This window comes from Mesorhizobium onobrychidis (assembly GCF_024707545.1).
Lineage (GTDB): Bacteria > Pseudomonadota > Alphaproteobacteria > Rhizobiales > Rhizobiaceae > Mesorhizobium > Mesorhizobium onobrychidis.
In genome coordinates this window covers 5,712,576-5,724,207 of the sequence record NZ_CP062229.1, presented here as the reverse complement: position 1 = coordinate 5,724,207, position 11,632 = coordinate 5,712,576, and the positions used below count along the sequence as shown (strand labels likewise).

At 59.4% G+C, this 11,632-nt stretch carries 12 protein-coding genes; 4 read left to right on the top strand and 8 right to left on the bottom strand.

The annotated features are described in order from the left end of the window. Positions 1-344 precede the first annotated feature (344 nt). The 4 genes from IHQ72_RS28360 (at position 345) to IHQ72_RS28345 (ending at position 4,255) form a co-directional block, all read left to right on the top strand. Positions 345-650, top strand: a complete 306-nt coding sequence (locus tag IHQ72_RS28360; RefSeq protein WP_258118742.1) for a hypothetical protein — start codon at positions 345-347, stop codon at positions 648-650. Positions 651-972: 322 nt separating this feature from the next. Then, the gene (locus tag IHQ72_RS28355; RefSeq protein WP_258118740.1) at positions 973-1,785 is read left to right on the top strand and encodes a porin family protein; all 813 of its coding nucleotides are present in this window, start codon (positions 973-975) and stop codon (positions 1,783-1,785) included. Between the two features lie 34 nt (positions 1,786-1,819). Next, positions 1,820-3,136: an alpha/beta hydrolase gene (locus IHQ72_RS28350; protein WP_077377919.1), complete on the top strand. Its 1,317-nt coding sequence runs from the start codon at positions 1,820-1,822 to the stop codon at positions 3,134-3,136. Between the two features lie 105 nt (positions 3,137-3,241). After that, the gene (locus tag IHQ72_RS28345) at positions 3,242-4,255 is read left to right on the top strand and encodes an Lnb N-terminal periplasmic domain-containing protein (RefSeq protein WP_258118739.1); all 1,014 of its coding nucleotides are present in this window, start codon (positions 3,242-3,244) and stop codon (positions 4,253-4,255) included. A 561-nt stretch (positions 4,256-4,816) separates the two neighbouring features. Here IHQ72_RS28345 and IHQ72_RS28340 read toward each other — a convergent pair. The 8 genes from IHQ72_RS28340 to IHQ72_RS28305 all read right to left on the bottom strand — a co-directional run bounded on the left by IHQ72_RS28340 (position 4,817) and on the right by IHQ72_RS28305 (position 11,617). Next, positions 4,817-5,530 (bottom strand): LssY C-terminal domain-containing protein, encoded by a 714-nt coding sequence (locus IHQ72_RS28340; RefSeq protein WP_258118737.1) that lies wholly within the window; start codon positions 5,528-5,530, stop codon positions 4,817-4,819. A gap of 109 nt (positions 5,531-5,639) precedes the next feature. After that, entirely contained in the window at positions 5,640-6,143 is a 504-nt protein-coding gene (locus IHQ72_RS28335) for an ion channel (RefSeq protein WP_258118735.1), read from the bottom strand. A 333-nt stretch (positions 6,144-6,476) separates the two neighbouring features. Continuing rightward, the gene (locus IHQ72_RS28330) at positions 6,477-7,244 is read right to left on the bottom strand and encodes a hypothetical protein (RefSeq protein ID WP_258118734.1); all 768 of its coding nucleotides are present in this window, start codon (positions 7,242-7,244) and stop codon (positions 6,477-6,479) included. A 114-nt stretch (positions 7,245-7,358) separates the two neighbouring features. Then, entirely contained in the window at positions 7,359-7,931 is a 573-nt protein-coding gene (locus IHQ72_RS28325) for an OmpA family protein (RefSeq protein ID WP_258118733.1), read from the bottom strand. 27 nt (positions 7,932-7,958) lie between these two features. Next, complete coding sequence (locus tag IHQ72_RS28320) at positions 7,959-8,387, bottom strand: hypothetical protein (RefSeq protein WP_258118732.1); 429 nt, start codon at positions 8,385-8,387, stop codon at positions 7,959-7,961. Between the two features lie 135 nt (positions 8,388-8,522). Further along, positions 8,523-8,912, bottom strand: a complete 390-nt coding sequence (locus IHQ72_RS28315) for a hypothetical protein (protein WP_258118731.1) — start codon at positions 8,910-8,912, stop codon at positions 8,523-8,525. 56 nt (positions 8,913-8,968) lie between these two features. Further along, on the bottom strand, positions 8,969-10,552 hold the full coding sequence (locus tag IHQ72_RS28310; RefSeq protein WP_258123954.1) for a DUF1254 domain-containing protein: 1,584 nt from the start codon (positions 10,550-10,552) through the stop codon (positions 8,969-8,971). Between the two features lie 93 nt (positions 10,553-10,645). After that, positions 10,646-11,617 carry an alpha/beta fold hydrolase gene (locus tag IHQ72_RS28305; protein ID WP_258118730.1) on the bottom strand — a complete coding sequence of 324 codons (972 nt, stop codon included), beginning with the start codon at positions 11,615-11,617 and terminating at the stop codon, positions 10,646-10,648. Positions 11,618-11,632: the final 15 nt, after the last annotated feature.

The following is an 11,632-nucleotide window of genomic DNA, read 5'->3' as shown; positions in this document are numbered from 1 at the left end:
GACGTTCTGGGGGTGACTACTCCCAGTTATATTTCATTTTTCGCCGGTTACCCTCGCCGCGTAATTTATATCCGCGAGCCTGTTCTTGCAATACTCCTAGTAGTCTGAACGGATAACGCTGGGATGACGGCGACGGTTCGCGCAATGCGCCGGCGGACGACAACGGATCAAATATAGTTAGGCGGCCTCACCGGCAGCGCGGTTTGAATTTGCGATTTATAGGCTTGGTGCCCACCGCGCTCGCTATGGTTGTTCAGAAATTACCCTGTAGCCCACGTAACTTACATTCCGCAGCCGCCTCCATGCGATAGGCTAAGGTGGTCTCGGGAATTTGCGCCATGAGGATGGACGACGAACCAGCTGATAAAAAAAGAGCGGTCTCGGCGGCGGTGCGTCGGTTCCCGCAATTTGAATTGGCGATCCATCGGCTGATAGGCCGAAGTGAGGGTTTTCAGGATATGTGCGAGGAACTTGCAGAAGCGGAGCTTGCACTCTCGAGGATCGACATGGTCCCGCCGGCATTGCGCGAGTCCAGACGAGCCGAATGGCAGGGACTGGTGGATCGGTTGGTTGGGGAAGTCGGAGCCGTGCTGCACGCGGATGCCGCCCGGAAACCGCATTTCATTCCTTGGCCGCCACGCCAGAACTAAGCGGAGGCTGGCTTGGATTTCTGTCTGGCAAGCGATCTCTACAAACTATAGCAGCCGTGCTCCCGGCCCTGCTTGTCGTCACGGTAAGCCCCGATAGCGGACCCGACGGGCTCGATTGCGCACGGGAATTACCCTGCTGTTCCCGAAGTAGGCCCGGCACTGTCCGTGACCACGAACAAATGAACCGCTGTCGATATGAAAGACGATCGGAATGCGATATCCGTTAGCTGAGCAGCGCGAACACATATATGTTGTCACTGCGGGCGCGCAAGACGATCGCATCGGACATGAAGTAAGAGACGGAATTAGAGGGGACTTCGATATGGGAATCATCCGAGCTCTGGTGTTGGCTTCGGCGGGAACAGCGGCAGCGCTGTTTGCGGTGCCGGCGATCGCTGCGGACGCTGCGACGCAACTTCCTGAAGCCGCACCCGTGCCTGCTGAAGCCGCACCGGCCTGGACCTTCACCGCAGAGCCGTATTTCTGGATGGCAGGAATGAAGGGCAGGGTCGGCGTCAGGGGCCTGTCGCCGGTCGATATCGACGTCGATTTCAGCCAGATTTTCGACCACATCGATTGGTCTCCCCCGCCGGTCATGCTTGCCGGTGAGGCGCGCAATGGCCGCTACGCTCTTTTCACCGACTTCATCTACCTGGGACTCGAGGCCGATGGCACGTCGCCCGGCCCGTTGGCTCTTTTTTCGGCCGAAGCGAACATGAACACGGTGGTGTGGACCTTCGGCGGCTCCTATCGGGTCGTCGACAATGGCACCGCAACCTTGGACGTTCTGGCCGGCGGCCGGCTCTGGTACATAGATGCGGATTTGACCGTTACTGGCCCTCTCGCCGTAAGGGAGGCCAGCGGCAGCAAGACCTGGGTCGACCCCATTATTGGCGTGGCCGGCGATGTCGCTCTCGGGAACGGATTCGGACTCCATGGCGAGGCGGATATCGGTGGCTTCGGTCTTGGCGCCGACATCGACTGGCAAGTGCAGGGCACGCTTCAATACCGGTACAGTGATTCGGTCACGCTGGAAGCGGGCTATCGCTACCTTGCCGTAGACTACGACGACGACGGATTTGTGTTTGACATAGCGATGCAGGGACCAATCATCGGCGCCAGATTCCGGTTCTGATTGGATCTGAGCCTGGATGACTTCGAAACGGGAGATGAGTTTGGGAAACTGTTTCGTGAGTCTGTCCAAAGTCAGGCGAATCAGCAACGTTTTGCTGGCGTCGGCGTTGATTGGCCTGCTGTGGGGGTGCGCGTCCCGTCCGACGAATGTGCTGCTGCCCGTGGCCGATACCTCGCCTTCCTCCAGCAAGGTGGAGATGCTGGTCGCAACGACACGCAGTCGTTCCTCCAATCCGGCACAAATGTATACGGGCGAGCGCGGACTGACCCCCTCGTTCGCGGAAATTACGGTGTCGATCCCTCCGGCTTCGGTCCGCAAGGTCGGAGAGGTCGCATGGCCCAAGAAGCTGCCATCGAACCCGGCAACCGATTTCGCGGTTGTAAGAGCCGAGGAAATAACACGGGAGACCGCGAAGGGGTGGCTTAGCGCCTCTGTCAGGAAGAGCCCGGATCACAGCGTCCTCGTCTTCATTCACGGATTCAACAATCGCTTTGAAGACGCGGTCTATCGCTTTGCGCAGATCGCGAAGGATACGGACACGCAGAGCGTCCCGATCCTGGTCACATGGCCCTCCCGAGGCAGTGCGCTGGCGTATGGCTACGATCGTGAAAGCACCAACTACACGCGAAATGCGCTTGAACTGCTGTTCCAATATCTTGCACGCGATCCCGAGATAAAGGAAGTTTCGATCCTCGCCCATTCGATGGGCAACTGGCTTGCGTTGGAAGGCTTGCGCCAGATGGCCATCCGCAATGGCGGCCTTCCGGCGAAGTTCAAAAACGTCATGCTGGCCGCGCCTGACGTCGACGTCGACGTGTTTCGCACTCAGATTGCCGACATGGGCAAACAGCACCCGCAGTTCACCCTCTTTGTCTCGCAGGACGATCGCGCGCTCAAAGTTTCGCGACGGGTCTGGGGCGATATCCCCCGGCTCGGATCGATTGATCCGGAACAAACTCCATACAAGGAAGAACTCGCCGGCAACAACATAACCGTCATCGATCTGACGAAAGTCAAATCCGGCGATCCTTTGCATCACGGCAAGTTCGCGGAGTCACCGCAGGTCGTGCAACTGATCGGGGCGCGTATAGCCGGCGGCCAGACGTTGACCGACAACAGGATAGGTCTCGGCGACACGATCATCCACGCAACGACAGGTGTGGCGGCAGCGGCGGGCAGCGCGGCAGGGTTGGTGATTGCGGCACCTGTTGCGGCGGTCGATCAAAACAGCAGAGAAAATCTTGGCAATCACATCGGCGCCTTGACGGGTTCCCGGACCGGCCAGAAATCGAACCCTAGCAGTAAGGATTGCGCTGTCTCCTCTCGGACTATCAAAGACTGCAAAAGATAATCATTCGCCGAGCCAAAGCGGCAGCACTGAAGCCGATTACGGGGAGAGTCTATCGCATCCGCAGGAACGTTGCCGCGGTCCCGTCTGGCTAAAAAGGGGGAATGAATGCGTCGCATCGCTCGGATATCGCTTGCCATTATCCTTTCGCTAGCCGTCGCAATCCTGACTGTCTGGGCAGGACTTGCCATGTGGTATCGCCTGCCGGTGGCCGAGCTTGTACGGGCTGTGGCCGGCCTCCTTTTCATCTTGTTCGGCCTCGCCACCGTCGTCGCGCTCTTCAGCCGGTTTCGCATCAGGGCGTTTGTCCTGTTTGCAGCTGCGTTTGCTGTGGTTCTGGTTTGGTGGAGCACCATCAGGCCTTTCGATCACGCGGACTGGGCGCCCGAGGTCGCCCGTCAGGTAACCGGCACCCGCGACGGGACCCTGTTGACGCTGACAGATGTGCGCGACTTCGAATGGCGTAGCGCTACTGATTTCACCGAACGCTGGACAACGCGGACCTACGACCTCTCCACCCTTCAGACGGTCGACCTCTTCATGTCTTATTGGTCCGGGACCAAAATCGCCCATGTCATCATAAGCTTCGGCTTTGCAGGAGGTGACTATCTTGCCTGGTCGATTGAGGTGCGACGCCAGGGAGGCGGCAAGTTTTCTCCCATGGCAGACCTGTTCAAGAGCAATCCCCTGGTCATTATTGCGGCTGACGAGCGAGACGTCGTCGGCGTCAGGTCAAACGTTCGCGGAGAGGATGTCCAAATCTATCGGCTAAAAGCGTCACCGGAAGCGGCCCGTGCGCTCTTGCTGGAATACGTCTTGGACGCAAATGCACTTTCCACGACTCCGGAATTCTATAATTCCATTACGACGAACTGCACGACCACGATCGTCAAGATGATGCGAGCCGTCGGTGACGTGGTGCCTCTTGATTGGCGCCTCATCGTTAACGGCTATCTTCCCGAATATGCGTATGCACGGGGTGCACTCGACGTCAGCTTGCCGATGTCGGTTTTGAGGGAGGCAGCCCACATTGACGGTCGTGCGCGGGAGTCGGGCCTTTCGCCAGACTTTTCAAGATTGATCCGTGTTGGCGTACCGTCTCCCACCCCAAATGCGCATTGATCTGTACCATCTCGGGCAAACGCGTATGCATCGGAACGCACCAACGATACATCGACTTCTAGGGCTCATCCGAGCGAATGATTAAAATGGGTCGGTGCTGACAACCGGTTCTGATCCATCCGGCGGTCCAAATGATGTCGCTAACGAACCGCTCGTTGACACTGTGGGCCTGCGAACGACTATCACGCCCATTGCCCTTTGGTCGGATGCCGTATGTCGGACCCATTGCAGACCCTTGCGGAAGCAAGTCCACGAGCACATGGGCAACAGGTTGGTATCCAGAATGACAGGACCGGCCGCCCTTTGCCGATCCTTGACTTGATGCTGGTGTGCTCGCCGGCCGACTACTTCACGAGCTCGATTTCGCTCGGCTGCCTTGGGTGCGTCCATCGCTCTTGCGAAAAGCATGTACATAACTGAGCTCGGCCAGGACCTGAGCCGCACGCTCGGCCAACCGCTCTGGCGGCCGGTGTGCCGGGATAATCCGATTCTATGCCGCGCACTCGTGACATCCGAAGTTGAATGCGAAAAAACGCCGACTCCGCTTCCGCTCTGGCGGGGCTAAATAGGCGAACGTCCTTTCAGCATACCAACGAGAGCCTTCCCGTCCGTATAATACGGATCCCCACCGCCGTTGCGGCCGTCTTTGGTGGCGCCAATTCCGGAAATCTCGTAACTGGAGGAAAGCTGTCCGGCTGCCGTCAGGTCGCTGATGACCAGATCGCGTTCCGCGTCGACATCGGGGCCTATGTGGTGGGTGATTTGGCCGGTGTCATGGCTAAGTCCGACGCCGCGATCGAAACTGGCCGAACCCAGCCAAAGCGGACGGCCATCGCTGCCCAATTTCTTGGTCAGCCAGAAACGGACATGATTGCGCTGGTCCGCGCTGTCTCCGACCGGTTTTTCGAAAGCCAGGTCTTGCTTCCTTCCCTCAAAAAGCAGGGCGCTGACAGGAGCATCCAGATCGGGTCGGTGGAGCACGACGCTGAGACCGATATCGATGGAAGAACGGAGCGTGATGGGGTCGGCAGGGTCCCAGTCGGCTGCCACGAATGCACGAATGACCTCTTCCTTTGTTCCGACGAGCCCGACGTTGATCGGATCGCCCGGTATATCCTGCTCCGTATGCGTAAGCATGCTGCCGAAGTCCGATACCCGTGAGGCATCTCGAAACACCCAGATTTCCGGCACGACGAAATAAGCGATGAGCAAATAGACGATCGCTACACCAAGTACAACGGTGCTGGCAGTCCGTATATTGGTTCGACGCCACATGGGCATTCTATCCTCTATTTTGCTCCGGGCTGCGGTGGTGCGGCAGCACCTCGCCAATTCCTACGCTGCCGGTCACGGAGAGGGCGGCGCTGCGCCCACTGACTTGTAGTCATGGTTCTGGGTCAGTCCCTTCAGGAGGCCCGCGATCCCTCAGATCCTTGGCCCGCACTTTGTCGAGTTTGCCGAAATCGGTCATGATGCTTACCAGGACGCTCCCCGTCCAACCGAATGTGAACAACCCCGACATCGCTATGATCGGTCCGACCAAACGCCATCGATCAGGCAAACTAATGCTGCCCTCGCCGAGCGTCGTATAGCTCTCCAGGACGTAGTAGTAGCTGTCACGCATTGACGGGATTAATCCGGCCAAAAATATAGGGATGGCCCAGAGGAGCGTTTCGGCGAAATGCAAGGCTGCCAGAGACCCTATCGTGACGGCGAGCAACAGGTTGAGGCGCCAATATGCCGTGGTGTCATTCACCTGAACCCAAGACTCGCTGAAGCGCTGATTGATTGTCCGAATTCCCGCGCCGTGGACGAAAATAATGACAATCATTATCAACGTGCCGAAAACAATTTCCAAAACCGGCTTGGGAGCTGCCCCTTCGTCCATCGAGTTGTCTTTCTAGCCTAATGAATGCGAGTCCGATTGCTTGAAGGAAGCACTCTCGTGGGGATTTGGCCGTAGTTGCCAGTGCGGCCAGCACAATCGGGAGTGCGAGCCGGCCGCATCAGGCTCCGCCTCCTGTCTGCGATTGGAGTTTGGTTCGGTCTGAATTAGAGGGCGCCATCACCTGGACCTTTGCGTGTGTCGAACCAGAAACTTGCATTCTCCGTCATACGATGAATCCGGCAACCCGCGCGACGAACCAGACGGATGCCATCGCGTCGGTGTCGCGCGCCGGATCGGCTGCATCGGATTGCTTGACGGCCGCGCTCGCCCGCCTCAATAGCACGGCGGATAAGGGTAATATCCGCAGGCAGCACTATAGGGATTGTAGTAAGGAGCCGCCGCAGCCGCGCCAATGGCGGCACCGGCAGCCACGCCCGCCGCAACGCGTGCGCCACCATACCAGGCCCCGTTGTAAACCGGAGCATGCCAGTAGCCGCCCCCGCCATAGCCCCCGCCGTGGAAGCCGCCGACATGGGCGAAGGTGGCGTCACCCACATGCGCGTAGCTGCCGTGGAAGCCGCCGCCGTGGAAGCCGCCGCCAAAGTTATCGATGAAAACCGCCGCCGGACCAGTGGCGCCATCCAGATTTCCTTCCAGGACAGCAACATCGAACGTCAGCGTTGTTCCCTCCAGCTTCGGAGTTTTCAGGGTCACGACCACGTCGCTTATATCGGATCCATCGCCGCCGAGCATCGAGACTGTCGCATTCGGGGGGTCGATGGCAAAGTTGTCCTTGCCTTCATCCCACTGCATGATGAATTGCTCGGTGGTGACATGCCCTGCGGCCCGCACCGGTCGGTCGGCGAATACAATTGCGTTCTTGGATACGCCTGTCAGGACCAGTTTGCCGCCCTCCAGCTTGGCGCCTTGCGAGTTGACGACGGCGAGCGATGGCACCGGACCGGTCGGAGTAGCCGCGCCGATGGTCTTCTCCAGCGGGACATGCGGCTTCTTGGTTGTATCCTGGGCGACGGCTCCGGTGGTTGCCAACCCCAGGCCTCCGACAAAGAGCATCAGACGTGCGGCGTGATTGAATGTCATGGCAAATCTCCTCAGATGTTAGCCGCCTTCGGCGGACCTGATGTCACCACACTGGACGCCAACGCCCAGTATGAACGAGAGTAGCTGCACAGCACCTCCCGATCCCCCGCGAAGCTACTTGACCAACCCAATATTGAGCAATTGAACCCGACGGTTGTCGGCCGCCTTCGGATTGGCCGCATCGACCGGCATCTCTGATCCCGCTCCAATCGCGAAAAGGCGATTCGGTGCCACCGAAAAGGTCGTGCTCAGAGCTTCCGCTATGGCTTCGGCGCGGCGCGCGCTGAGTTTGAGATTGTGTTTGGCATCGCCGGTAGCATTGGTATGCCCCACGACAAGAAATTTGTAGCGGAGCAGCAGCGGATGGTGGAGCGCGTCGGCGATCAAGCCAAGCGTCCTATAGGACCCGGGTTCGATTGCGACGGAGTTATTCTCGAAGTTGATCTCGACAAAGAACTGCGGGAGGGTCGCCAGTTGGCTCCAGTGAGGCAGGCCGGCAATCCCCTTGCCCGGGTTGGAAGCCACTTCCTGCACAAGCATCGCCACGTCGATGGCTGATGCCGCTTCGGCGACCTGTCCTAAGGTGTTGACGAGTTGATGTTCACTCAACTGCTGAGCCCCGGCGTTGCCGGCAGCGGCCAATAGAACGGTCAGCGCCAAGGTATTGCGAAATCGACGAATAGACATTTTCTTTTCTCCCGGTCTCAACATGGGTCACCGCCATCCAGCATCGGTGATGGCCTGACTGCATTTCGCGCCGACGATACGCGTCGCCTTCAGGAGACATCCAAGAATGTGCGCCTTGCCCGGGACCACGCCTCTGCACGCCCGGGCCGCATCACGCGCACAGATCTTGTCGACGCTTGCCTGCGCCGCCAGTCGTAGCTGGATCGAGGCGATCACGTCGGCCATGGTCGAGGTGCAGGCCGGTGAGACCTTCGCCTGATGCTGCGCAAGGCAGTTCTGGATTCGCCCATTGCCGAGATTGAGGCCTTTGCAGAATTTCTTGACGTCGGCGCCGCACTCCTTGGCAAGCAATGTTGCGGCGTCGGCATAGCTGATGGTTTGCGTCCGCCCGACCCCGGTTTGGACAAGAACGGCAATCAGGACCGTTCCGCTAAGAACGCTCAGTCTCTTGGCCATGCGTCACTCCCATCTCTGGTTGCTGTCGTTCAAAAATTTCGCCCAACCGCAGACATCAGCTCACGGCGTCGGTTGGCGCATTCCCAATGAACGTTGGCCCATTGCTTGACCCGACGGAACGTAACTAACTGTATGCTACGGGCAGAATTGCAGTCGTTCCGCGAGGGCGAGGCGGGCGCACGAAATGAACAGGCTCTGAGTGGTATCACCGAGTCCGAATGTGTCGCCGTCAGGCGGCGGCAGATAATCCCGATAGGCGATCGGCAGGATGGTGCGCGAAATCATGTTCCAGTCTTCGCTGATGGAAATCGGAATGACTGGCTGAACGTTCGTCGTAAAAGCAAAGCCGTCATCGTCCGCGCCGGCGCCGACATCGAAGTTCATCTGAAACGGAACGCTGATAAGGCTCGCGATAGGATTGGAGAGCTGCTTCGCCAGTTCGTCGGCGTCTTGAGCGAACGACTCGCCTGTGTAGGCGATCAAGCACGCAAACGCAGCCAGTGCAGCGGCAGGACGGTCGGTCATCGGTTCCCTCCCGAAAAGGAGCATGCGGCGGCTTGCGCCGCCGCATGCTCCATTCATCATTTCACCAGTTCGATCTCGCTCGGCCGCCATTCCTTGGTGAAGAACGGCTCGAGCGGGCTGTAGAGCCGCAGAAGCGTAAACCAGCCTTTCTTTGGGTCGGTCTGGATCCAGTTGCCCCGAGCGACGCCGTCGGGCTGGGTCGGGCCGAAGTAGATGGTCGTGGAGCCGTCGGCAGCGGCCTCGGCTGCAGGCGAGGGGAAGCTCTGGCTGCCGGCGCGCGGATAGCCTTGCGGCGTGTCGAGCATCGACCGAGTCATGTTGTCGTAGAGCGTGAACGACCAGAAGTTTGCTTCCGGAATGTCCTTCGGCAACGCCACCTTGTAGGTCTTGGCGCCGTCAAAGTAGTTCTTGTCGGCATCCGTGAAGGCAAACAGATACTGCGACCCGATACCAGTCAGGCGCATAGCCATGCCGGGCGTGATGCCGGTGATGCCGTAGAAGAAATTGGTGCGCGCATCCATGGTGCGATAGCCGGTGGCTGGATAGGGCTTGACACCCTCGGGCGTTATTTCAGGGATCGGCGTCTCGAACTCGTAACCGGTCTGGAACAAGTAATTCATCCAGGCTGAGTTGGGATAGTAGAACCAGTTGGGATCGCGCGGGGACATGAACAGGCTGCGCGAGGTTGCGTTGGCGACGGCCAGCGCCTCGGTCATGATCTTCTTGATGCGCTCGTCGGGCGCAAAGGGTTTGCCCTTGACGATGCCGATCGCCGCGATCGGGCCCATCAGCTCCGGGTCGAGCGAGGTGGCCGGCTCGTTCTGCACAACCTCGTTGAGCATTTCGTAGAAGCTCCAATCATTCGGCGGAAGGGTGTTCATCACCTTGCCGCTTCCGTTGTGGAACACGGTCGGCGGGGGCGGGGCGATCTTGCCGAGCTTGGTCTTGCCGGCCAGGAAGTCGGCGACGGGAGTGCCGACACCGCCGATTTCGTAAGGATAGACCTTGGTGAACTTCTTGATTACTTCGACCGCCGGCTTGGGATCGTTGTTTTCCAGGAACGACCGGCCGAACCACACGATGGAATTGGTGCGGGCGTGCGCGACGAAGAATCCGCCTTGCGGCAGTGGACCCGTGTAGTCCGGCCCGACGATCAGATATTTGCCGCCTTCTCCGCGGTCGGGTCCAGGCCCGCCGAGGTCGATGACCCACCGGAACCAGGCGTCCTGCACAGCGCCGAGAAACTTGGGCGGAGTCTCCAGCACCACCGGTCCCTTGCTGAGATCGAGGGTGCCCATCACGTAGATCGTATCGGCATTCGCGGTCAGGAACAGCGACTTGGCATCCATCAACTCTTCGAAAACAATGACCTCGTTGTCCTTGACGCCAACGCTTTCCAGACCCTTGCGGAAGCCCTGAATGCTGACGCCACGCAAGTTGTCCATGAACGCGCGGTAGGCGTAGGTGAAGTCGAGGTTGTCGTAGAGCCTCTCTGCGGTGTCCTTGCTCGGCACGCCGTCCTTGAACTCGAACTTGCCGATGTTGGTGTCGACAATGTCTGGCGTGACCAGTTCCGGCGGGATTTCGGTCGACTGCGCGATGCTGCCGGCAAGGACGGTGGACGCGGCGAGGAGTACCATCAATCCAGCGCGCCTGTTGGGTATTCGTCTCATAGGTTAGTCCCTTTCTTTCGCCACAAATCTGGTTGTGCTCGCCCCAATCCGGCACGGCGATTACGGCTTTCCAAGATGCCGGAGGAAATCGATCATGTGGGACGCCGCTGTTTCGGGCTGTTCCACGGGCATGAGATGGGCCGCCGCAGGCACGTTGATCAGCGTCGCGCGATCGCCCAGCTCCTTTTGGAGCGCCTCGCCGTTCTCAGGAGGCGCGATTTGATCCTCCGCACCCTGCAGGATCAGATATCTCGTCTGCCCCGGAGGCGCCCACCAGGCGTCGAGCGGCGTGGCTTCGGCGGCCCGCCTTTCGATCGGCCCGGCTTCGGGAGCACGAGAGGGCTTGAACAGCGCCCAGATCCGTGCGGAATCTTCCGGATTGGAAACAAAATACGGCATGGCCGCCAGCACCTCGGCGTCGCTTGACGCCGGGTCGAGGATAACCGCCAACGCGTGGCCGGCGGCCGGCTTGGGTTGTACCTTCCCGCCCGCCGCCAGCAGTATGACACTTCGCGTCAACTCGGGATTGGATGCGGCCAACATGCGGGCCACACGGTTGCCAAAGTCGTTGCCTGCCACATTGACCGGTCCCAGCTTCAGGGCCTGAATAACGCCCGCGACATCGTCCGCAAACGTCTGGAGCGTGATGCCGGTGCTTGAACCGGTGCTTTTGCCCGAGCCTCGGAAGTTGATGCCGACGACACGGTACCCAGTTTTGGCGAGGGCTTCCGCCAGACCATCCAGATAGCCGATGGTAAGGGTTGCGCCCGGTAGCAAGACGATCGCCTCGCCTTCGCCTCGGCTCACGTACTCGATGCTGGAGTCGGCGAGCTTGACGATACCGGTCTCGACGGTCTGTGCGTGCGTGATTGTTGGGGATGTCAGCAGCACGAGGGCGGCGGCAACCACTATCGCGCCGATCAAGTTTGTTTCAACCCAAGGGGTCGGTCGCGCCTTCAGCGACAGCGCGAAGGGCAGTTGCGACGATCGAGTGAAAAGTCGACGTGAGTGCCGAAACAGTGAGACGTTCATTTCGGAAGTCCTTTG

Coding starts and splice junctions, on each gene's coding strand:
- IHQ72_RS28350 (WP_077377919.1), top strand. CDS start 1,820: ATGAGTTTGGGAAACTGTTTCGTGAGTCTGTCCAAAGTCAGGCGAATC.
- IHQ72_RS28355 (WP_258118740.1), top strand. CDS start 973: ATGGGAATCATCCGAGCTCTGGTGTTGGCTTCGGCGGGAACAGCGGCA.
- IHQ72_RS28320 (WP_258118732.1), bottom strand. CDS start 8,387: ATGGCCAAGAGACTGAGCGTTCTTAGCGGAACGGTCCTGATTGCCGTT.
- IHQ72_RS28335 (WP_258118735.1), bottom strand. CDS start 6,143: ATGGACGAAGGGGCAGCTCCCAAGCCGGTTTTGGAAATTGTTTTCGGC.
- IHQ72_RS28345 (WP_258118739.1), top strand. CDS start 3,242: ATGCGTCGCATCGCTCGGATATCGCTTGCCATTATCCTTTCGCTAGCC.
- IHQ72_RS28340 (WP_258118737.1), bottom strand. CDS start 5,530: ATGTGGCGTCGAACCAATATACGGACTGCCAGCACCGTTGTACTTGGT.
- IHQ72_RS28315 (WP_258118731.1), bottom strand. CDS start 8,912: ATGACCGACCGTCCTGCCGCTGCACTGGCTGCGTTTGCGTGCTTGATC.
- IHQ72_RS28325 (WP_258118733.1), bottom strand. CDS start 7,931: ATGTCTATTCGTCGATTTCGCAATACCTTGGCGCTGACCGTTCTATTG.
- IHQ72_RS28360 (WP_258118742.1), top strand. CDS start 345: ATGGACGACGAACCAGCTGATAAAAAAAGAGCGGTCTCGGCGGCGGTG.
- IHQ72_RS28330 (WP_258118734.1), bottom strand. CDS start 7,244: ATGACATTCAATCACGCCGCACGTCTGATGCTCTTTGTCGGAGGCCTG.
- IHQ72_RS28310 (WP_258123954.1), bottom strand. CDS start 10,552: ATGGTACTCCTCGCCGCGTCCACCGTCCTTGCCGGCAGCATCGCGCAG.
- IHQ72_RS28305 (WP_258118730.1), bottom strand. CDS start 11,617: ATGAACGTCTCACTGTTTCGGCACTCACGTCGACTTTTCACTCGATCG.